Origin of the sequence: Psychromonas ossibalaenae ATCC BAA-1528 (assembly GCF_000381745.1) — a bacterium.
Lineage (GTDB): Bacteria > Pseudomonadota > Gammaproteobacteria > Enterobacterales > Psychromonadaceae > Psychromonas > Psychromonas ossibalaenae.
In genome coordinates this window covers 1-22,964 of sequence record NZ_KB907028.1, presented here as the reverse complement: position 1 = coordinate 22,964, position 22,964 = coordinate 1, and the positions used below count along the sequence as shown (strand labels likewise).

The 22,964-nt window shown below is 41.2% G+C and carries 19 protein-coding genes and 2 rRNA genes; 3 read left to right on the top strand and 18 right to left on the bottom strand.

All coding sequences use genetic code 11. The features are described from left to right. Positions 1-37 precede the first annotated feature (37 nt). From G327_RS0120845 to G327_RS0120805, 9 genes are all read right to left on the bottom strand, one after another. Positions 38-1,501, bottom strand: a complete 1,464-nt coding sequence (locus G327_RS0120845; protein ID WP_019616747.1) for a sensor histidine kinase — start codon at positions 1,499-1,501, stop codon at positions 38-40. A gap of 1 nt (position 1,502) precedes the next feature. Then, positions 1,503-2,201 carry a winged helix-turn-helix domain-containing protein gene (locus tag G327_RS0120840; RefSeq protein ID WP_019616746.1) on the bottom strand — a complete coding sequence of 233 codons (699 nt, stop codon included), beginning with the start codon at positions 2,199-2,201 and terminating at the stop codon, positions 1,503-1,505. Positions 2,202-2,268: 67 nt separating this feature from the next. Further along, positions 2,269-3,012, bottom strand: coding sequence for a spondin domain-containing protein (locus tag G327_RS0120835; protein ID WP_019616745.1), 744 nt, complete (start codon positions 3,010-3,012; stop codon positions 2,269-2,271). An 11-nt stretch (positions 3,013-3,023) separates the two neighbouring features. Beyond that, a complete protein-coding gene (locus G327_RS0120830) occupies positions 3,024-3,752 on the bottom strand; it encodes a spondin domain-containing protein (protein WP_019616744.1) in 729 nt (242 codons plus the stop codon). A 250-nt stretch (positions 3,753-4,002) separates the two neighbouring features. Further along, positions 4,003-5,277: a glucose-1-phosphate adenylyltransferase gene (glgC, locus tag G327_RS0120825; RefSeq protein ID WP_019616743.1), complete on the bottom strand. Its 1,275-nt coding sequence runs from the start codon at positions 5,275-5,277 to the stop codon at positions 4,003-4,005. A gap of 303 nt (positions 5,278-5,580) precedes the next feature. Next, a complete protein-coding gene (gene cysG / locus G327_RS0120820; RefSeq protein WP_019616742.1) occupies positions 5,581-6,999 on the bottom strand; it encodes a siroheme synthase CysG in 1,419 nt (472 codons plus the stop codon). Between the two features lie 137 nt (positions 7,000-7,136). Continuing rightward, positions 7,137-7,544 carry a CBS domain-containing protein gene (locus G327_RS0120815; protein ID WP_211217259.1) on the bottom strand — a complete coding sequence of 136 codons (408 nt, stop codon included), beginning with the start codon at positions 7,542-7,544 and terminating at the stop codon, positions 7,137-7,139. A 91-nt stretch (positions 7,545-7,635) separates the two neighbouring features. After that, positions 7,636-8,589, bottom strand: a complete 954-nt coding sequence (gene mdh / locus G327_RS0120810) for a malate dehydrogenase (protein ID WP_019616740.1) — start codon at positions 8,587-8,589, stop codon at positions 7,636-7,638. Between the two features lie 164 nt (positions 8,590-8,753). After that, positions 8,754-9,470 carry a transporter substrate-binding domain-containing protein gene (locus tag G327_RS0120805; protein ID WP_245542719.1) on the bottom strand — a complete coding sequence of 239 codons (717 nt, stop codon included), beginning with the start codon at positions 9,468-9,470 and terminating at the stop codon, positions 8,754-8,756. A 278-nt stretch (positions 9,471-9,748) separates the two neighbouring features. Between G327_RS0120805 and argR the strand changes: the two genes are divergently transcribed. Both argR and G327_RS0120795 read left to right on the top strand, forming a co-directional pair. Further along, positions 9,749-10,201, top strand: a complete 453-nt coding sequence (gene argR, locus G327_RS0120800) for a transcriptional regulator ArgR (protein WP_019616738.1) — start codon at positions 9,749-9,751, stop codon at positions 10,199-10,201. Positions 10,202-10,873: 672 nt separating this feature from the next. Then, positions 10,874-11,272 carry a type IV pilin protein gene (locus tag G327_RS0120795; protein ID WP_019616737.1) on the top strand — a complete coding sequence of 133 codons (399 nt, stop codon included), beginning with the start codon at positions 10,874-10,876 and terminating at the stop codon, positions 11,270-11,272. 34 nt (positions 11,273-11,306) lie between these two features. Here the strand turns inward: G327_RS0120795 and G327_RS0120790 are convergent, their stop codons facing one another. Genes G327_RS0120790 through G327_RS0120770 form a run of 5 tightly spaced genes read right to left on the bottom strand, consistent with a single transcriptional unit; the run spans position 11,307 to position 18,820 of the window. After that, a complete protein-coding gene (locus tag G327_RS0120790) occupies positions 11,307-13,232 on the bottom strand; it encodes a transglycosylase SLT domain-containing protein (RefSeq protein ID WP_019616736.1) in 1,926 nt (641 codons plus the stop codon). Between the two features lie 38 nt (positions 13,233-13,270). Further along, positions 13,271-14,863, bottom strand: a complete 1,593-nt coding sequence (locus G327_RS0120785) for an ABC transporter ATP-binding protein (protein WP_019616735.1) — start codon at positions 14,861-14,863, stop codon at positions 13,271-13,273. After that, a complete protein-coding gene (locus G327_RS0120780) occupies positions 14,860-15,909 on the bottom strand; it encodes an ABC transporter permease (RefSeq protein WP_019616734.1) in 1,050 nt (349 codons plus the stop codon). The genes G327_RS0120785 and G327_RS0120780 overlap by 4 nt, the downstream gene beginning before the upstream one ends. Continuing rightward, on the bottom strand, positions 15,909-17,000 hold the full coding sequence (locus G327_RS0120775; protein ID WP_019616733.1) for a microcin C ABC transporter permease YejB: 1,092 nt from the start codon (positions 16,998-17,000) through the stop codon (positions 15,909-15,911). Before G327_RS0120775 ends, G327_RS0120780 begins: the two co-directional genes overlap by 1 nt. Next, entirely contained in the window at positions 17,000-18,820 is a 1,821-nt protein-coding gene (locus G327_RS0120770; protein WP_026339473.1) for an extracellular solute-binding protein, read from the bottom strand. Before G327_RS0120770 ends, G327_RS0120775 begins: the two co-directional genes overlap by 1 nt. Positions 18,821-19,137: 317 nt before the next feature. Between G327_RS0120770 and hpf the strand changes: the two genes are divergently transcribed. Continuing rightward, complete coding sequence (hpf, locus tag G327_RS0120765) at positions 19,138-19,548, top strand: ribosome hibernation-promoting factor, HPF/YfiA family (protein WP_019616731.1); 411 nt, start codon at positions 19,138-19,140, stop codon at positions 19,546-19,548. Between the two features lie 93 nt (positions 19,549-19,641). Here the strand turns inward: hpf and tyrA are convergent, their stop codons facing one another. The 4 genes from tyrA to G327_RS0120745 form a co-directional block, all read right to left on the bottom strand. Further along, positions 19,642-20,769, bottom strand: coding sequence for a bifunctional chorismate mutase/prephenate dehydrogenase (gene tyrA / locus G327_RS0120760; protein WP_019616730.1), 1,128 nt, complete (start codon positions 20,767-20,769; stop codon positions 19,642-19,644). Between the two features lie 9 nt (positions 20,770-20,778). Beyond that, positions 20,779-21,846: a 3-deoxy-7-phosphoheptulonate synthase gene (locus G327_RS0120755; RefSeq protein ID WP_019616729.1), complete on the bottom strand. Its 1,068-nt coding sequence runs from the start codon at positions 21,844-21,846 to the stop codon at positions 20,779-20,781. Between the two features lie 659 nt (positions 21,847-22,505). Continuing rightward, positions 22,506-22,621, bottom strand: a 5S ribosomal RNA gene (rrf, locus tag G327_RS0120750). A gap of 212 nt (positions 22,622-22,833) precedes the next feature. Next, positions 22,834-22,964, bottom strand: a 23S ribosomal RNA gene (locus G327_RS0120745); the annotation flags it as partial.

Below are 22,964 nucleotides of genomic sequence, written 5' to 3'. Positions count from 1 at the left end.
TCATCTTTAATACGCCTTCAATGCACAGAGTTATCTTTTATTTGCTCTTCATTGGCAGTTCAAAACTCATCTTAGTGCCCTTACCTAATTCGCTGTTTACCGTAATTTCACTTTGATGCAGTTCCAGTAAACGCCAAACAATCGCTAAGCCTAGACCAAAATTATTACGCTGAGATCCCAGCTTATTACTTGCTCGATAATGGGCATTAAAAATAGAATTTAACTCTTCGTCTGGAATTCCTGTGCCTGTATCACCTATTTCGATTTCTAAACTTCCAGTGTTTTTCTCCTGCAGCTTGATCCATACCTGGCCGCCGCCGCTGGTATGGCGCAGGGCATTATCTACCAAGTTACTCATCACCCGCTCTAACTTACCTATATCAGCATTAACCTGCAGAGCTGATATTTTGGGTGACAGTGATAATGTAATCTGTTGATTCTTAGCTTGTAAGGCGAACTTATTGAGTACGTCTTGTGCTAGTTCAGCAATGGCAACTGCCTCCGTATTCAAGCTTCTTTGATTATTTTCTAACTGAGCTAACTCTAAGAGTTGATCTACTAACAGGTGTAGTTGATTTGCGTTATTTTGGGCAATTTCAATTAACTTTCTGTCAACACCGTCTGGGTGTTGTAATAGCCAGGTTTCTAAATACCCTTTTATAGAAGACAAGGGAGTTTTAAGATCATGCGAAATATGTGACAGCAGTTCTCGCCGTAAATCATCCGTACTTTTTATCTCTTCAAACTGCCGGCTAACATGCTCAGCCAAAGAATCAAAGCTGCTGTGTAATTGTTGAATCTCTCTAGCGGCGGCCTTAGGGGCACTAGCTTGTTTAAATTGAGTAAAACCTGTCGCTTTAAAATCTAAAATGCTTTTGTTTAATCGACTTAGTGGTTTAGTCAGTTGTGCAAATAAAATAAGCAGTAAAATAAGGCCCGTCGGCAAGGCCAGCAATAAAACGAAAAAGGCTTTGCTCTGACTATTACCCAGAGAAAACTGCTGTAAAACAGAATCTTGTTTCTCTCCCCCCAATATCACATACAAATAGCCAATTTGACTACCAGCTCGGTCATAAACTTCTGAAACTGAAAAGATTTTCCGTTGTGATTCAGAGCGAGGATCAACACCATATATTGGGTATTTACCGCCTTTTATAAAGCCCTTAACGGCAGCTAAATCTACCTTTTGATGTACTAAATCCCCTAACTCTTCGGAGTAAACTAGAATCTTTCCCTCATTATTTAGGGCATAAATTTCAAAAGCTGGACCTAATAACATTAAAGTATGAAAGGCATTAGACAATCCCTTAGAATGAATTCGACCTTCTTTCAATTCAGGATTATCGGCCACCATATGAATCGCAAGATCTTGATGCAAATACTGCTGCACCTCATCTGCATAGCTCTGATTGCTGCGCTGAAACAGCTCCACTAACAACCAGCCACCAGCCAAAAACAATAGAATTAAGGCCAGTGTTAATTGGCTGAAGATGGTTTTCATTTTATTTTCCTGATTCTAATTTATAACCCACACCCCATACCGTTTTAATAAACTGCGGATCTGAGGGTTGAGGCTCTATTTTATTTCGCAAACGATTTATATGGGAGTTAACGGTATGTTCATAACACTCATTATGGTAATCCCAAACTGATTCAAGCAATTGCTGACGACTAAATACTCGGCCAGGATGCTCAGCTAAAAATATAAGCAGATCAAACTCAGTACTGGTCAACTCAATCTTCTTACCAAGTACCAATATATCTCGAAGTTCGAGATCAATTTCAATACCCTTTAATACTAATTTTGCAGCTTTACTGGCTGGCGGCTCCTGCTGCTGGCTGCGGCGCAACAAAGCTTTAACTCTAGCTTGTAACTCTAATACGCTAAAAGGTTTGGTTAAATAATCATCAGCCCCCATTTCCAATCCCATTACCCTGTCTAATTCATCAGCTCTTGCCGTTAACATTAATATAGGAATTGGATTATCTGAAACTCTAAGCGTTTTACAAATGCTTAAACCATCAATATCAGGCAGATTAAGATCGAGCAGTAATAAATCAAAATGATCCTGTTTTAAGGCCGTTAATGCCGGTTTCCCCAGTGAATACAGCTTTACCTCAAAACCTAGCATTTCTAAGTTGATACGGATCAAATTGGCAATATCATTTTGGTCTTCAAGCACTAGAATTTTTTTGGACATTGTCAGCTCTTTTTAGTCACTCCACCTAAGCCTGAAAGTAATATTCAGGCTTAGAGGACAATGCTGATTATTCTAATCTTGTAACTTTAATACTCAGCACTGGATTATCAAATTTATGGCCGGCATTAAGTACAGAATCCGCCAAACCGTCGTCTGAGCTGATAACACCAGGATGAATATGCACAAAATCTATATCATCTCTAGTTTCACTATAACCAGTGCCGCCATCAGCTGGCCCTGGAATAGACCCGATAAGTTCAGAATTAATTTCAGTTCCAGCATCAAAAGCTGGATAATAGTTCATTTTATAATCACCAACAGCGAGGCTTTCTAGAGATAAACTATCCACACCAGTAAATGCATCATTGCTATTTACAAGCATAGCAGCTAAAGATAAGTGTACTGTTGGTATGCTTTCATGAGCAGTTTCAAATTCAACTATCCATGCCTTGCTGGCACCTGCACCAGTGGGTCCATCAGCACTTATGACCTTATAACTGCCGCTATCAGCATGTTGAGCTGCTGTTAATAGCTCTGAGTTATCACCGCCTTCTGCTAGTTTTTCTAAGGCGACTGATGCTGAACTTCCTTCTACCCAAGGCATAAACCTACCATCGTTAAGACTTATTAATAGTGGAGATAAAGGCTGATTGTTTGTTAAATTACTAACTTCGATTTGGTATGAATAGCTATCCATCATTGTCATCGGCACAGCTTTATCATCACTGCCTCCACAAGCACTTAACAATGCCCCGATAACTACTAAGGCCGCCGTTCTGAAAGCAGACTTTTTACTGGTAATAATATTCATTACAGCTCTCCTTATTTAACGGTTACTGTTAGTTTGGCAACAGGGTTTAACCAGCGGTGTATACGACTGTCTAAATCACTTTTACCGCCTTCTGCATCCATGTCACCAATATTACCCGGGTGAATATGTACCTTTGTATTGCTTTGAGTCGAACTTAAACCACTGCCGTTCATGCCGCCATCAGCCCCAGGAGCCGCTGGAATTCCAGCGGCGCCTGGAGTCCCGCCTCCATTTATAATTTCGTCATTAGCTTCTGTGCCTGCATCATAGGCATCTAGATAAATAGTGTATGTGCCGGCCATTGTCGGAACCTGCCAGTTATTTAACCCAACAAAACCATCGTTGGTTGGGAGGATCATAGCTGTTAAAGATAAGTGCGTATTGCTGCCGGTATCCAGCATAATATTATTGGCGCTGGCCCCGGGTGCTAATAAACCAGCGGCAGGATTTTCTACTTTTACGCCGCCAGCAGCCTCAACCAGCACAGCCAAACCAGAAATGTCCCCGCCTTCAGCCATGGCTTGTAATTCTGTAGAGGCTGTTTCACCAGTTTGATAAAGATGCGTATTACCATCGGCAGCAGCTAATAAAACCGGAGTAAAATACAAGCCGCCGGTTAGGTTGGTGATATGGATGTCCAGCTCAGCAGCTTGTGCAGTCATTGACAAGGCCATAAAGGCAATACCGGTAGTAAGAGTGGTTAGGTGCTTTGCTGACTGAGGTTTAGTAATTATTTTCATTATCAATTTCCTTTTGTGTTTGAGAACACTTATAGATTAAACAAAAGAGTTCTCATAACTGTCGCAAAGAGTTAACAAAAGGGTCACAAATATAAAAGGGGTCGAGCAAAGGCTGCTCTTTACCTATTCGCCTTCGAAATTAACAAAGTGGGGGTAACCGGTAAGTTTATACTGAAAACTTTGGGGTTTTGATTAATGCTGTCTAAAGCCATTCATATTGTTAAGCAGTATAAAAATCATATGCCTTCGCTCAAACTGGCTTTTTTTTAGCTAAAGCTTTCAGCATATCTCGAGTGACCAGCGTAATTCCTTTATCAGTTACACGAAAGCCGTTCGCTATATCCTGCTCTCTATCATAACCAATGGTTAAACCTGCAGGAATCTGACACTTGCTGTCAACAATCACCCGAAATAACTTACAGTGCTCAGCAACATCGCTGCCGTGCATTAATACCGATTCTTCAATAAGGCAGTAAGAATGCGTATGAACATTTGAGAATAGTAAAGACTTACGAATTGTTGAACCTGAAATAATACAGCCGCTGGAAACTGTTGAGTCAACAGCCATACCACGCCGCTGCTCGTTATCAAAAATAAACTTAGTGGGAGGAAGGGGTTCTTGATGTGACCAGACAGGCCAGTCTTTATTATATAAATTAAGCTGCGGCTGCGGAGCAACCAGCTCCATATTCGCCTCCCAGTATGAATCCAATGTTCCTACATCCCGCCAGTAAGGCTGTTTCGTATTACCGGGTCCTTTGAAAGCATAAGCAGAGACATTATGCTTTTTAATGATTGACGGAATAATATCCTGGCCGAAATCACGGCTGGAACCTTCTTTGTCATAATCCTTTAACAGCTGTTCGAATAAAAATTCACTGTTAAAAACATAATTGCCCATAGAAGCTAAACACATGCCTGGGCTGTCGGGTATTTCATTGGGATTTTCCGGTTTTTCATTAAATGCAATCACTTTATTATCGGCGTTAACTGTCAGTACCCCAAAGTTGCCGGCAGCTTCCTGTGTCGGTACTTCGAGACAGCATACGGTCATATCAGCATTGCTTTTTACATGCTCAGCCAGCAAAAAAGCATAATCCATGTGATACACATGATCGCCGGATAAAATCAAAATATATTTAGGCCGCTCAGAACGAATAATATCCATATTCTGATAGACAGCATCAGCGGTCCCTTCATACCAGTCATCGCTATAACGTTGTGACGCCGGCAGTATTTCAACAAACCCGGATAATTTTGCCTTTAAATGCCCCCAGCCGCGATTGAGATGACGAATTAATGAATGTGATTTGTATTGCGTTGCAATACCTATGTGATGAATGCCTGAGTTAATACAGTTTGATAACGGGAAATCGATAATGCGGAATTTACCGCCAAAATAAACCGCCGGTTTGGCACGCCAGTCTGTTAGCTCGAATAAACGACTGCCGCGTCCACCGGCTAAGATTAACGCATAAGTTTCATTAGTCAGGGTACGGCTGTACTTATTAGTACTGTGCAGCATAAATAACTTCTTCTATATGTGAATTTGAAAGTGTATTTACCGTATATACAAAAAATTTAATAAAAATATTACAGCTCAATAACCATATAATCTGAAAGTAGTAATAATTAATTATAGTGCAGACAGGTAAAAATAAAGTACTTACTGGACAAAAATTAGCAGAGGTTAACGAGAGAGGATAAATGAGCCCAATAGCGGTGATATTTCTAATAATACTAAAAAGGCTAATAACCATGACGGATATCAGCCTTTTAATCAGCAGAGCATTGTATTGAGCATAGCACTGCTCTTAATAGAAAAGTATCAGGCTAGGTTCACTAAAAACGGATCACGAGAAAGCTTCTGATTATTTTCAGGTTGATACCAGGCGAGTTTATCAGCCAGATTAACGACTTCGCCTATTATCATCAGAGTTGCCCCGGTCAAGCCGCCGCCCAGCAGTACTAATTCAGACAGCTTGCCAATCACCACATGCTGCTGCGGAGTTGTACCTTTATTAATTAAAGCAACTGGCGTATCCAGGCTTCGTCCATTCGCGATGAGCTGTGTCTGAATCTCCTGCGACTGAATTAAGCCCATATATACAACCAGAGTCTGATTACTGACAGCAAGTGCCTTCCAGTTTAACTGCTCACCATTCGCCTTACGATGACCCGTTACAAAAGTCACTGACTGAGCAAAATCTCGATGAGTTAATGGAATACCTGCGTATGCGCTGCAGCCGGATGCAGCAGTAATACCGGGAACAACCTGAAAAGCAATGCCGGCTTCAACAAGCTCTTCCAGCTCCTCGCCACCGCGGCCGAAAATAAATGAATCACCGCCTTTTAAGCGCACCACTTTTTTTCCCTGCTGCGCATATTCAACCAGCATCTGGTTAGTTCGTGACTGCCCTACTTCATGGTTGCCGGCTTCTTTACCAACAGAAACTAAATCTGCATCACGGCGCACTAAATCCAGTATTTCAGATGAAACCAGACGATCATAGAGAACAACATCTGCCTGCTGCATTAACTGCAGTGCTTTTAATGTCAATAAAGACGGATCTCCAGGGCCTGCACCAACTAGTGCAACATCGCCGCGAGCCACATCTTCAGTTAAACTGCTTTCCATTAACTCCACCGCTTTTGCTGTCTGCCCTTTCTGTAGAATATTAGCTAATTCACCATTACCGAATAACTTTTCCCAATACCTTCTACGCAGAGAAACATTTTTTATAACCGCTTTTACACGATGGCGAAACTCTCCTGAGATAGCGGCTAAGCGCCCTAAATGCATAGGTAATAGTGCTTCCAAGCGTTCACGTATTAAACGCGCTAATACCGGTGCTTTGCCGCCGCTGGAAATTGCCACCACAATCGGGGAACGATCCACAATGGAAGGCATAATAAAACTGGACTGTTCCGGGCTGTCAACAACATTTACCAGTATCTGCTGCAGATCCGCCTTATCAGCCACCAGCTGATTTACCTCTTTATTATTGGTAGCGGCAATCACCAGCCATTTATTATTCAGCAGTTCCGGGGAAAAAGCCTGCTGCAGGAGAGTAATCTGCTGTGCATTACCTTTTTCTAATAACGATGAATGAAATTGAAGAGCGCAAACAGTGACTTCTGCACCGGCTTTAAGCAGTAAATGCACTTTACGTAAAGCGACACTACCACCTCCGATAACAAGACACGGGCGGTTTTCTAGTTTGGTAAAAATTGGTAGGTAATCCATAGCAGCACTCTATTATTATCGATAGAAGAACACTATAAAGAAATATTTACACGAGTTAAAACATTAAAAAGTGATTTAATATTTCATTTTATGCTATTGCCGGGAAACAGAGATGCTGATTACTAATAGTTAGGCGCTTACTCATCCAGTAAAGCACGTACACCGTCATGCCAGGTAAGGATCCCTCGGATCCGGCCATTGTCCAGTACCGGTAAACAGCCGATATTCTGCTCTAACATAAGTCTTAAAGCGTCACGTACTAACATACCTCCATTAATAGTCGTTGGATTACGCGTCATCACCTGGTGGGCACGCTGCTTAATTGTTGCGGTATCACGTACCGATTCTGCATCAGTACCTAAAAACGGGCTTAAACTGCGTAATAAATCACGATCACTGATCACTCCCTGCAGCTCCTCATCTTCAATAACTAACAGGTGACGAAAAGGGGCACAATCAAGAATCTCTTTAACAACTGTTAAACGGTCATCCATTTCAACAGTCACTACACGTGTTGTCATTACTTCCGAAACTTTCATTTTTATACCCTGTTAACAAGTAGTTAGGTTTAAAGTATAGCTATAAAAAAAGCCGGCATATACCGGCTTTTTAAAAATGTTAGTCAGATAGGCTTAATTACGGATTATTTTTTACAAATTCAATACCTTTCTCAATATCAGCATGTAAAACAGCTAACATTTTCTCTTTTATTTCTTCTTCAAAATCACTTAGTTCACCAAAAGGTAAAACCCGCTCAATGCCTTTTTTGCCTAACAGCAGCGGCTGTGTGAAAAATGGAGAACATGAATTACCACCGTCTACGTAAGCGTTTTGAATGATTCCCTGCTTACCAAGCAGCGCCTGTACTAAGTTGATACCAAAAATAGAAGCTGCGCGGGCCATTGATAATGTCGCAGAACCGCCGCCGGCTTTAGCATTAACAACCTCTGTACCTGCATTTTGAATGCGATCTGTCAGTTCAATAACTTCCTGATCCGTAAACTCCACACCTTGTACCTGTGAAAGTACCGGTAAAATAGTTGTACCGCTATGACCGCCGATAACATTTACACGAACATGTTCAGCCGGCAGACCTTTTTTCTCAGCAACAAAATCTTCAGCTCGAATAACGTCTAGTGTCGTAATACCAAATAGTTTTCTTTTATTGTATACGCCCGCTTCTTTAAGTACTTCCGAAGCAATAGCAACGGTTGTATTAACCGGGTTAGTGATGATGCCTATACAGGCTTCGGGAGCAACCTGTGCGACTTTTCCAACAAGGTTTTTGATAATACCGGCATTAATATTAAAAAGATCTGAGCGGTCCATACCCGGTTTACGCGCAACACCAGCAGAAATAAGTACCACGTCAGCACCTTCAAGAGCAGGTGTAGGATCATCTCCCGCATAACCTTCTACCTGTACACTGGTCGGGATATGGCTTAAGTCTTTTGCTACACCGGGAGTAACGGGGGCAACATCATAAAGCGATAAGATTGAATTTTCAGGTAAATCAAGTTTTAGCAATAACGCGAGTGCCTGGCCAATACCACCAGCGGCACCAAGAACAGCAACTTTTACAACTTTCATAATGATCTCCAAAATAGTTATTAAGGTAATAATATCTAAGAGATTTTAATCAAAAATACTAGCTAATGTAAAAAATGTTAAACAATTGTGAGCGATGTAAAAGTGCATGGCAAAATAAGTGAATTTAAAGAGAGCTGACGCTTATTTTATATAATAAACATTTGCTAAAAATACAGGTCATATATTTTTTGATAAGTGCCGTTTTCAACAATTTTTTTCAAGCCGAGGTTTAATCGTTCCCGTAATTGATCATTGCCTTTTTTAACAGCAATACCGTAGCCCTGCGAAAACTCATGAATAAACATATTTTCGGTACGGCGAATGGAAAAATATTTTTCATTCTCTTCCTGCTTTAAAAAGTCAGCTATCACTGCATAATCGGCAAAAGCGCCGTCTATTTTCCCATTTTTTAAATCTATTAACGCATCAGATACGGTCAGATAAGAGATAATAAAACTGTCTTCTTTTGCATATCTGATTAAATAATCCTGGTTAGAGGTATTCGCTTTTACACCGATAAACTTACCAGCGATTGAAAACTCATCCGAGGACGATTTTACACTCACAAAAACAGGTGGATTCTTATAATATGAGTCTGAAAAATCAACCTTTTCCTTTCGTTCATCGGTAATATCCAGAGCCGCAATCACAGCATCAAAACGGCCGAACTGCAGGGTTAATAATAGACTGTCAAAGCTTTGCGGATGAAAACTGCAGGATAAATTTGCAGCCCGGCATACTGCATTAGCAATATCGATATCAAATCCCTCAAGCTCCTGCTGCTCATTTAAGTATTCAAAGGGGTAATAATTGCTTTCAGTGGCAAAGTTAACCACAAGCAGTTCATTCGGCTCGGCAGCTGATAAATATGAAGAAGACAATAAACACAGGCAAAATATACTAAGGCGTGACAAAAACATAATGTTTAACTTCCAATAAGCACTACATACAAAAGAGATATTCATGGTAAAAATTTAACTATCTAGGACAAAAATTCGACATTATAACAATCCTGCAATTTATAAACTATCTATTTACAAGGTATAGCTCAAAAACGCATAATTATGCACTTATTTTGACAATTAAGTTGTTGATAATTGCCCAATATAACTTATCATTGCCCATAATTTTTAAAGTAATTAAATGAGTAATTTTTAATATGAAACAATCAACTGAACTAATGGATTTCTTTAAAGCCTTATTAAAAAAAGAGCGCCTAAGCTCTCAAGGTGAAATCGTCGACGCATTACAACAAGCTGGTTTTCATAATATTAACCAATCAAAAGTCTCGCGGATGTTAAGCAAAACCGGAGCAGTGCGCACACGTAATGCCAAAAGAGAAATGGTCTACTGCCTGCCGGCTGAACTTGGTATTCCGACAACCACCAGCCCGTTAAAAAACCTTGTATTAGATATTGACCGTAATGACAGCCTGATTGTTATTCGTACCAGCCCGGGCGCCGCACAGCTGATCGCACGACTGTTAGACTCAATAGGCAAAGCAGAGGGCATATTAGGCACCATTGCCGGCGACGATACTATTTTTATTACTCCGAGCAATAGTAAGAAAATTGATGAAACTTTGAATGTAGTAAAACAATTATTTGAATAGGATTATTCCTGCAGAAAAACAGTAAGAAAGTGATGAATCTTTGAATGTAGTAAAACAATTATTTGAATAGAATTATTCCTGCAGACAAACAGTAAGAAAGTGATGAAACTTTGAATGTAATAAAACAATTATTTGAATAGGATTATTCCTGCAGAAAAACAGTAAGAAAGTGATGAAACTTTGAATGTAGTAAAACAATTATTTGAATAGGATTATTCCTGCAGACAAACAGTAAGAAAGTGATGAAACGTTGGATGTAGTAAAATAAATTATGCCTGCAGACAGGCAGCAGGAAAATATAAGTTAGTGACGATATGCACTTTAGTCGCGGCATTAAATTGATATAATCAGCATTATGAATGACGGCAGCATCACAGCTGCCGAACACCTAACCATCATACAAAGTACCATCTCCATATAACAGAACAAAGTTCTTTCCTGAGCAGTAATTAGCGAATAACAATTAGAACCAAAACACTTCGAATCACAACAATATTACTCCATCACAGTAAGTCACTTTATAAGTGATTGATTACCAAGTGTAGAGCCACCTTAGCTGCGCAGCCGCTGAACATGTGCAGTCAAAAAACATATGCAGCTCTGAGAATAAAGCTCTAAACTAATCAAATAATTATCTTCACTAATGATAACAAGCGCCTATGAGGTTACTTTATGAAAAAAAATCAAGGGTTCACGTTAATCGAAGCTTTAATTGTAATTGCAGTTATCGGCATATTAGCCTCCATTGCTTATCCCTCCTACCAGTCTTATATGATTACAGCTAGACGTGGAGACGCACAAACTGAATTAATAAAAGCACAGCTAAAACAAAGTGCACTGCATATATTAAGCCCCAGCTACTCAAACGATAAAAGCGCACTCGGTTTGGAAGACAGCGAATATTATATTTTTACCCCGGTTTCTGCCGGAGCCGGCACTTATTTAATAAAAGCATCCGCCAAAAACGACACAAGCCAGGCTAATGATGAAGCGCAATGCCGGACATTATTTATAGACCAAGACAGTAACCATACCAGTAATGGTACAACGAATAATGATCAATGCTGGTAATGAGCGGCAGACAGGTCTGCCGAAGTCACACCAGTTAATAGCGGGCATTCAGCTCTTTAGCATTAAAAAATTCCAGTGGTTTATCTAAAATATGCTGATATATAACGTTATAAGCTAAAACATTTTTTACATAGCGTCGGGTTTCATTATAGGGAATAGTTTCTATCCAGCTGTCCATGGCAAGTCCCTGCTCTGCGCGTCCTTTTCTCTTACCGCGCCAGCGATCTACACGATGAGGTCCGGCGTTGTAAGCCGCCGTTGCTAAAATTCGATTACCTTCATAACGCTTAAGCAGCATATCGAAATACGCGCTGCCTAACTGAACATTAATTTCTCCCTGGGTTAACTGCGCTTTTTTCTTATACTCTTTCAGACCTATTTTTCTGGCAGTTTCCTTCGCAGTCTGCGGCATCAGCTGCATATAACCACGCGCTCCGACAGGTGAATTTGCATACTCATCAAAAGAGCTTTCCTGACGGGTAATGGCGTAAAGATAGGTAGAGTCAAGCTGATATTTATCTGCATTAGCTAAAAACAGTTCAGGTTTAACTTCTGGAAAACGAATATTTAAAGCATCCCAGCTTTTTGAACGGATGCTTGCAAGTACAGACAAGTGCGCCCAGCCTTTCTGAAAAGCATACAGACCTAACTGCTGCTGCTGCCTGCCGCCTCGGCGTTTAAGTAAAGCTTCCCATTCTCGCTTTAACAAGGAGTTATGTTTGTTAAATACCAGTTCTTCAATATGTGCGAGATCAGCCTGCAGATAACTCAAGCTCTGCAGCTGATCCATCACTAACTGTGCATTAAACTGGTAGGCAATACCTAGTTTTTGAGCGGCCAGAAAACCGTAATAAGTTCGCTTAGCTGCAATTTTCTGGTAAAGCATATTCGCCTGTACATCTTGTTTATTATTTTCCAATACTCGCGCCTGCCAGTATACCCATTTTTGATGCTGTTTTCGGGCCGGCGGCAGCTTAGTTAACCAGTGTTCTATATCTTTCCAGTTATTAAACTTAATGGCATAACGAATACGGCGTTCAATTAACGAACTGTCCCCTATGCTGAGCAGCTCAGCATCTAACCAGGTAAAGTGCTTAATTTCATTACGACTTAAAATAAGTGATGCGAGATACCGCTTTATCTGTATCTCTTCCCGCAGGGTAAACGCAATATTTTTCTGGTAAACAGAAAACGCCTGCAGCCCTAGACTTACCTCTTTTCTTGCTAATCTTTTGATACTCGTTGCTAAAAATGCAAAACTTTTCTGCTGCCTGTTTTTAAATAAGGGCGAATTTAATAATTTGTCAGGACGTTTATTAAGCGCGTATAATTTTTTAGCTAAAGTTTTATCCTCTGCAGGCATTAAACTGATCAGATAAGACATTATGCCTTTATTATTATTTAAATAGGCTAATTCAAAGCGTTTCCAGATTAGTTTGGCAGATATCTTTTTATTGCTTTTGTAGTGCTCAAAAACCTCATCACAGGCATTAGGTTGGGAAAATCCGCTTAACCAGACTTTTCTTGCCGCCGGCCAGATTGTTGCAGAGGCCCCTTGTTTTATCTGTGCCTTAATATGGGAACATTTCAACGAGGGAGTGTTAGGCAGTTTAGGGTAAAAAGAAAGGAACTCATTCCAGTATTCATTCTTAGCCAGGTAATACAAATAATCGCGCTGCAGATCATCACTGATCCGCCGGTTAGGGTACTGTTTAAGATAAACACGTACGGCCGCCAGACTGCTTTTGCTGAAACTTGCTTTAAGGTGATAATAATCAAGCAGATAAGCTAGAGGATAATCAGAAATCAGCTTAGCCTGTGCCTGCGCTTTAGACCATTTTTGTTCTTTTTGTAACTCTCTAGCCTGTGAGTAAATTTCTCTCTGCTGCTCCAGAGAATAAGAAACTGCCAAAGCAGATATCGAGAAAAAATAAAGACATACAACAAGTATTTTATTCATAGCAACCTACTTTATAGCAATAAAAAGTATTTATAACATCATAAGGCTGCTGAAGATAATAGTATCTGGGTATATTTTTCCTGCGCATGCCCAAATATTTCACTGGTCAGCCCCTGCTCGATAATTTTCCCGGCCTGCATTACCACAACACGATGGCTGACTGCCCGCACTACAGATAAATCATGACTGATAAAAATATAGCTTAATGAAAACTCTTTTTGCAAATCAATTAACAATTCCAGAATTTGTTTCTGAATCGTGCGGTCAAGTGCAGAGGTAGGTTCATCTAACACGATTAATTTCGGCTTTAATATCAATGCCCTGGCAATGGAGATACGCTGCCTCTGACCGCCTGAAAATTCATGCGGATAACGTATTCCACTGTTTTTATCTAAGCCTACCTTGTCTAAAACCCGCTGCACTTCAAGTTCAATTTGTGTTTCATCCATAGCACTATGCACACGCAGACCTTCAGCAACAATTTCATGCACCGACATACGCGGGCTTAAACTGGCAAAAGGATCCTGAAAGACAATCTGCAGAGAACGGCGAACCTGGCGCATCGCACTGTTTTTTAACTGGTCGATACGCTGCCCTAAATAAACAACTTTGCCTTCACTATCATTGAGCTGCAGTACAGCTTGTGCGAGAGTGCTTTTACCGGCACCGCTTTCACCAACAATCGCAACCGTTTCGCCCTGGTGAACCTGCAGACCGGCATTTTTAACTGCATATAACTTAGAGGTTACTTTTCCCCAAAAGTTCTTGCTCAGTGGAAATGAAACATTAATATTTTCTGCGCTTAAAATAAGATTATGCTCCTGAAGTACAGGCATTTGCCCCTGCGGCTCTGAAGATAACAATTTTTTTGTATAACTCTGCTGAGGTGCACTGAATAAACTTTCGGTCTTATTAGATTCAATCTGCCTGCCGTCACACATGACTACCACATCATCAGCAAAATTACGCACAATATGCAGATCATGAGTTATCAGCAGAATGCCCATATTAAGACGTTTCTGCAGAGATTTAAGCAGCTCCAATATCTGCTTTTGAATAGTGACATCTAATGCGGTGGTCGGTTCATCTGCAATTAGCAGCTCAGGTTCATTAGCTAAAGCCATGGCGATCATAACCCGCTGGCGCTGACCGCCGGAAAGTTCATGGGGATAAGAAGATAAACGGCTTGCAGCATTATCTAATCCCACTAATTCCAGTAACTCAATAATTCTTCTGGCGGCAGGTTTTCCTGTTAGTCCCTTATGTAATAAAAGCGTCTCAGCAATCTGTTTATTTATGGTATGCAGCGGATTAAGTGACGTCATCGGCTCTTGAAATATCATACTGACTTTATTACCGCGGATCGCCTGTAAAACCTTTTCCCCCTTACCTACCACGGCCTGCCCGGACAAGTAGATTTCGCCTTTCTTATGATGTGCGTGCGGATACGGAAGCAGCTGCAGAATAGACAGCGCAGTCACCGATTTTCCGGATCCGCTTTCTCCAACCAGCGCTAAAGTTTTACCACGCTGCAGTTCGAAATTAAGGCATTCAACCACCACCTGTTCAGCAAAACTAACAGACAGATCCTGCACTTTTAATAAAGGCTGGCCCGCATTATCTAAACTCATAGAATTTTCCTAGGGTCAAATGCATCACGAACAGCTTCACCAATAAAAACAAGCAGAACAAGAATGCTGGAAAGGGAGATAAAGGCACTGATCGCCAGCCAGGGCGCATGCAGGTTATTTTTCCCCTGTGCAACCATCTCACCTAATGAGGCGGAGCCCAGAGGTAGACCAAACCCTAGAAAATCAAGAGAGGTCAGAGTTGTCAGTGCGCCGGTAAACAGATAAGGCATAAATGTCAGTGTCGCAATAAGTGCATTAGGTAAAATATGACGGAACATAATCTGGTTATCCGACACACCAAGTGCTCTAGCTGCTTTAACATACTCTAAGTTTCGGCCTCGCAAAAATTCAGCTCTTACAATGCCCACTAACCCCGGCCAGCTGAATAAAATCATTAACCCTAACAGCCACAGAAAAGTAGGCTCAACAAAACTGGCTAAAATTATCAGCATAAACAGCATAGGCAGACCTTCCCAGATCTCCAGCAGCCTCTGCCCGAAAAGGTCAATGCGCCCACCGTAATAGCCGTTAACCGCGCCGACAATAACACCAATAATCGAACTGCATAAAGTTAGTGCCAGAGCAAAAAAAACAGAAATTCTAAAACCGTAAACCAGACGTGCAGCCACATCCCGGCCCTGATCATCGGTGCCTAAATAATTAATATGATTCGGCGGCGAAGGGGCTGACTCAGTTAATTCATAATTAATGCTGTCATAATAAAAAGGGATTAACGGCCAGAGTATCCAGCCTTCCTTTTCTATCTGTTTAACCATATAGGCATCATGATAATCCGTGCTGATATCAAAATCACCGCCAAGCTTATTTTCCGGCACATCCTGAATAACCGGAAAGTACCACTGATCCTGATAGGAGATCATTACCGGCTTATCATTTACCCATAACTCCCCCAGCAAGCTGAGTAAAAACAACCCTGAGAATATCCATAGGGACCAGAATCCGCGTCTGTTTCTTTTAAACTGCTGCCAGCGTTTTTCATGTATAGGATTACTGCGCATCCGCTGCCAGGTTTGTAATAGTGCCATTAAGAGTTCGCCTCAAAGTTAATACGAGGGTCAATAAGTGTATAAGTGATATCACTGATCAGTTTCAGCAGCAGGCCGACTAGGGTGAAAATATATAAGGTCGCAAAAATTACCGGATAATCCCGGTTAATAACCGACTCAAAACCTAATAAACCCAAGCCGTCTAAAGAGAATATCACCTCAATTAACATAGAGCCGGTAAAAAATATACCGATCAGTGCGGCAGGCAGCCCAGCTAGTACAAGCAGCATGGCATTGCGGAATACATGCCCGTACAAAACACGCATTCCAGAGCACCCTTTTGCTCTTGCCGTTATCACATACTGTTTATAGATTTCATCAAGAAAGGAGTTTTTAGTCAGCATAGTTAGTGTTGCAAAACTGGCTAGAACCGAAGCAAAAACCGGCAGGGTTAAATGCCAGAAATAATCTTTAACCTTGCCCAGTAATGATAACTGTTCAAAATTATCTGACGTCAGCCCGCGTAAAGGGAACCAGTCATAATAGGAACCGCCGGCAAAAACAACGATTAACATAATCGCCAGAATAAATGCAGGAATGGCATAACCTATGGTGACAATAGTACTGCTCCAGATATCAAAGCGGCTGCCGTGTGATGTCGCTTTTTTTATACCTAACGGAATCGAAACTAAATATGCCAGCAGCGTTGTCCATAAACCTAAGGAGATAGATACCGGCATTTTTTCAATAATCAGATCCGTTACCTTAGCATTACGATAAAAACTCTCGCCAAAGTCAAAACGAACATAGCGGCTGAGCATAATAAAATAACGTTCAATAATAGGCTTATCAAAGCCGTACAATTTTTCCAGGGCGGTAATATATTCAGGATCAACCCCCTGTGCACCCCGGTACTTACTGTTTTCTGACTTTCCCTGAGTTTGTTTTATTTCACTGTTTGTGCCGGAAGCAATACGGCTGCTGCCGGATGCATCAATGCCCTGATACTGGGCAATAGCCTGTTCCACCGGACCGCCGGGTGCGATCTGCACGATAAAGAAATTAAGCGTCATAATGCCGAGCAGCGTAGGGATAATAAGCAGCAGGCGGCGAAGGATATAGTTATACATTACAGTGCCTCTTGTGCATTAGTTTCAGCGCCAGTTAACCACCAGGTTTCTAAACCGAGCTGATAATAAGGCTGAATTTTAGGGCGGGAAAATTTATTCCAGTAGGCAATGCGGTATGCCGAAAGGTACCAGTGCGGGATAACAATATATTGAGAAAGCAGAACTCGATCCAGTGCGCGGGAAGCATCCACTAGCTGCTCCCGGGTATCCGCCATAATCAGAGTGTCGATCAGATTATCAAGAACAGGAGAACAGATTCCCGCCCAGTTTGCCGTACCCGGCTGCATCACACTATCACAGCCCCAGTAACCTAACTGTTCATTACCAGGGGAACTTGACTGCCCTTTACGTAACGAAACAACATCAAAATCAAAATCATTTAAGCGGCTCACAAACTGGGACACGTCCACCAAACGTATGGTCGTTTTGATGCCGATACGCTGCAGATTACGGCGAAAAGGCTGCACAACACGTTCAAAATCTTTACTGTAAAGTAAAAATTCAAAAGTAAACTGTCTGCCGTTTTTGTCCTGCATTTTACTGTCTTTAAGTGTATATCCCGCCTTCTCAAAAAGGGCGACCGCCTGCCTCATCTGTACACGGATATTTCCATCAGCATTGCTGTCAGGAATGACAAGCGGCTGAAAAACCGAAGCCGGGAGCTGATCTCTAAATGGCTCAAGTAAAGCGAGTTCCTCACCTTGCGCTTTGCCTGTCGCCGCCAGCGGAGAGCCGGAAAAATAGCTATTGGTACGCGAATAGGCCCCGTAAAAAAGATTTTTATTCGCCCATTCAAAATCAAACAGCAGACCAATCGCCTGTCTAACATGTACATCTTTAAATTTGTCTTTGCGCAGGTTAAACCAGAATCCCTGCATACCCTGCGGATTATTATCTGCTAATTTTTCAAAACGAATATCACCGGAGCTGAAACGCCCGCTTTTATAAGCCGTTGCCCAGCGCTTTGATGATGTCTCCATACGATAATCAAAAGCACCGGATTTAAATGCTTCAAAAGCCACGCTGTCATCTCGATAATATTCATAAACCAGCTTATCAAAATTGTGCATTCCTTTATTAACTGCAATATCTTTTGCCCAGTAATCGTTAACCCGTTGATAAATTATCTGTTTTCCTGCTTTATAGTTAGCTACCCGATAAGGGCCAGAGCCTAACGGGATGGTTAAATCGGCTTTAGAAAAATTTTTATCTTTCCAGTAATGCTCAGGCAGAATCGGCAGCTGCCCGATAATCAGAGGCAGTTCACGGTTATTTTTTTCACTAAAGTAAAAACTAACCTGCTGCGGGTTATCAGCGGTCACGCGCTCCACCCCTGAATAATAGGAACGAAAATGCGGTGCTCCTTCACTGACTAACAATTCAAAGCTAAACTTTACATCCGATGCAGTAATTGCTTCACCATCATGGAAACGGGCCGAAGGGTTAATTTTAAAACTGACCGAACTATAATCCTCTGCAACGCGTACCTGCTGCGCAATCAAACCGTATAAACTAAAAGGTTCATCCGCAGCTTGTTTTAACAACGTATCATAAATATTGGCAATCCCGGATGCAGCCCGGCCTTTTACGATATAAGGATTTAACGAATCGAAACTGCCGATAGTAGCCTGTTTAAAACTTCCACCTTTAGGGGCTTCTTTATTTACATAATCAAAGTTAGTGAAATCAACGGGATACTTTAATTCTCCATACATGCTGATGCCGTACTGCCAGGAGGTTGAAAAAGAGGCAGAACTCATCGCACAGAGAAAGGTGAAAATAATAAAATGAAGTCGTCGCAATACTATGTTTTTTGGCATTGAATAGGCTACTTTTATATAGAGAGCAAGATATAAGGAGGCGTAGATAAAAGAGTATAGGTAATTCAGAATGAACAAAAGTGTTTTTAAAGAAAAAAGAGAGGTAAAAGCAAGGAACTTATCCATTTAAGAATGCCCTAACTTTTGTCATTCAACAAGCAATAAATGAATTATTTTAAAGAAAATATAGTTGGGTCATAAAATGATTTCCTTAATGACGAAAGCAGAATAAACGTGATCATGATCACTTTTAAAATGTGTAAAAAAGCCTAATCTATTTATGAACACAATGAGTGTATAATTAAAAGGTGTCCTATATGAGAATTGAAATTACTAGCAAACAAATTACTATCACTGACACAATGCGCACCAAAATAGAGGAACGTTTTCAAAGATTAGAAAAACTGCAGATTCCTTTAATCAAACCACACTGCATCATCACTAAAGAGCCTAAAGGCGTAAAAATAGAAGCAACGATCGGTGTACCAAACGGCAAAGTTTTTGCCCATGCAGAGCACGATGATTTATACACAGCCATCGGCCAATTATTCCAGAAAATCGAACGTCAACTGAATAAACATCTTCACAAATCTGAAGCGGCTCGCGCGAAAAACCACGGCAAAGATATGTGCCGCAATGGTGAAATTTCAGGACAACCTGTAGAAGAGCCGGAAGTTGAAATTGAATCTGATGCAGAAATCAAAATGAATAAAGAGTTTGCTGCATAAACCAGATAAATAGCTAAATAACAAGCAAAGAAAAAGGAGGCTAATAACCTCCTTTTTCTTTGCCTGAAGATAATACCATCAGTTTCCTATAAGTTATTTATCTTCATAGTGACGGTTATCATGAGCCTGCTGCAGGAGTGTGCGGCTCTCATTAAGAAACAGCGTTGAATAATCCCCCATCCAGTTAGTCACTGATTTAAAGCGATTGATAAATGCTTCTCTATCAACATTTTCCAGCAGCTCAATGGCCTCGGCAAAATGCTGATGATAGCGTTTAATCATAGCCAGGTTATTCTTCTGAGAAAGAATAATATCAGCATACAAAGCCGGCTCCTGAGCAAACAATCGGCCGACCATGGCTAATTCTAAGCGGTATATCGGTGAACTTAAATCCAGCAGCTGTTCCAGATCTGCATCGACCTCTTGTAAATGCACGCCGTATACAAAACTTGTAAAGTGACGTAAAGCCTGAATCAGCGTCATCGACTCATCGTGAGTTGCAGCATTAACATTATACAAATGCGCTCCCCAGATCTTCATCTGTTCAATTAGCCAGGCGTATTTTTCCCCACCGCGGCCGTCACAATAAACAATTACCTGTTTAGCAAAACTGGTAATATCCGGCCCGAACATAGGGTGCAGACCAACCACAGGGCCTTTGTGAGCATCCAGCATTGCCTGCAGAGGGCCGTCTTTAACACTAGTGATATCCGCTAAAATACAGTCATCTGGTAAATAGGTCAGCTGCTCAATAACAGATTCGGTAACATCAATTGGAGAGCCGACAATAACCAGTCCGGCTTTACTGCAGAGCTGCTCAGCCTGATCCCAGTTAGCACGCCCGAGAACATCGACCTGGTAACCAGACAGCTCGAACATTTCAACAAAACGTTTACCTAATAAACCGTTACCACCGATAATAACAATACGTTTCATCGCCGGATTAACCGTTTTAAAGCCGGTATCATTTTCACTGGCATAAGATTCACGCATGGTGCGGCGTAAAATATCTTCGATTAGGTTAGCCGGAACACCTTTTGACTCAGCTTCTGCACGCCTTTTAGCCAGCATAGCGGCTTCACGTTCAGGTACATAAATAGGTAACCCGTGTTCAGTTTTCACTTCGCCGACTTCGCCCACTAAACGTAAGCGTTCTGCCAGCAGATCAATTAGCTGCTGATCAACAGCATCAATCTGATCTCTTAATTTACTTAACGGCATAGTCTCTTCTTACCTGTTCTTTAATGTGTCTTTTAATAAAGATACGGCATCTTCTAATAACACCGTAGTCGTTTCCCAGTTTATACAGGCATCAGTCACTGATACTCCATATTTCAACTGTTCAGCAGGAAGGTCAACAGACTGATTACCTTCATGAATATTACTTTCCAGCATAATACCTATGATAGATTTATTGCCTTCTATGACCTGATGGAAAACATCTTTGGCAACCAGCGGCTGTAGAGCATGATTCTTATTAGAATTTTCATGACTGCAGTCAACAATCAGAATGTCATCAACTTTCGCTTTTGCAAGTGCCTGCTCAGCAAGCGTTACATTAAGAGAATCATAATTTGGTTTACCGCCGCCGCCGCGCAGAATAACATGGCCGTCCTGATTACCTTCAGTTTGTAATAAAGCACTCTGGCCTAACTGATTAATTCCCATAAAGCGATGCGGAGATGAAGCAGATTTCATTGCATTTACTGCTGTTGATAAACTACCGTCTGTTCCGTTTTTAAAACCGACAGGCATAGACAAGCCGCTGGCCATTTCACGATGAGTTTGTGACTCTGTCGTACGGGCTCCAATAGCAGCCCAGCTGAATAAATCACCTAAGTACTGCGGGCTGATAGGATCAAGAGCTTCAGTCGCAATAGGCAGACCAAGTTCAGAGATCCATAACAGAAGTTCACGCGCCTGTTTTAATCCGGTTTCGATATCAAATGAATCATCCATATGCGGATCATTAATCAGACCTTTCCAGCCGACTGTGGTACGAGGTTTTTCAAAATACACGCGCATTACGATATATAAGGTGTCTTTATATCGCTCATGGAGCTCTTTCAGTCTAGTCGCATACTCTTTGGCTGCTTCTATATCATGAATAGAACAAGGGCCACAAATGACTAAAAATCGCGAGTCATTTTTATGAACGATATTAGAAACCACTTTTCTAGAATCGTTAATGAATTGATAAACACTTTCAGATACCGGCAGCTGTTTTTTTAATTCCGCAGGTGTAATTAATACTGTTTCTGATTGAATGTGGATATTTTCATTTTGTGGGGTAGTCATTTTAGTCTCAGTTGCATGTTAATCGTGCAAACATCATAACATAGCGGGAAAATAGATCATGCGAATAACAATTCAAATTGTTAAATAGGGAGATCTGCATGCGTATTCTTATATAGTGCATAAAACTTAAAAACAAAAAAGATAGAAAAGCAAGATGTTGTGGAATTGAAGCGGTACATTTAGCGCAGGTTAAAAATTAATGAATACATTCAACAGCTGGTAGGATTTTCAGTATATAGAAAATAGTCCTAGTGATGACCAAAACTCACAGCCCCCCCTATCTCTTCAAATATTAACTGCCTAGCTTGGCGATGGTCAGGACTCGCAGAGCTCGTCCGCTCGTGATACTGCGCTGTCGCGCAACTCGCCCTACTATCACATGGGGAGACCATTTTGTATTGCAGTCCCTTGAACAAGGTTCAAGGAAACAAGATGCAACTAAGCAGCATCGGCGCAGCTGCGTTTCACTTCTGAGTTCGGGATGGGAAGGAGAGCAAGGTCCCTTGGTCCAGTGGAGAATGTAGGCTAAACCCTTATGCTAGCAGCATAAGGAAGTTCGCTGTAATCGTGGAAACTTTGCTTGACGTTGATGGGACCACACCTAAAAGTTAAAAAGCAAAAAGGCCCTGATGTTTCCATCAGGGCCTTTTTTAATAGGTGTCTAGCAATGACCTACTCTCACATGGGGAGACCCCACACTACCATCGGCGCAATACCGTTTCACTTCTGAGTTCGGAATGGGATCAGGTGGGACCAATATGCTATGTTTACTAGACGAAAATTTAATTAAGAAAGCTGTTTGTTGTTCTATTCAATCTTGCAGTTTGTAAAATATGTTTTCGCAAACGTATATTTCTTGGTTACTTACAACTTTAAATATCCAGCAGAAAACACCATTTAGGTGCCTCTCAGCAAATCAACAAAAACACGTTGATTTCTTGCCGGACACCTAAGTTGTGTTACTGCGTAACACTACTTAGGTGTTGTATGGTTAAGCCTCACGGGTAATTAGTACAAGTTAGCTCAATACATTACTGCACTTACACACCTTGCCTATCAACGTTGTAGTCTCCAACGGCCCTTTAGGGAACTTAAAGTTCCAGTGAGAACTCATCTTG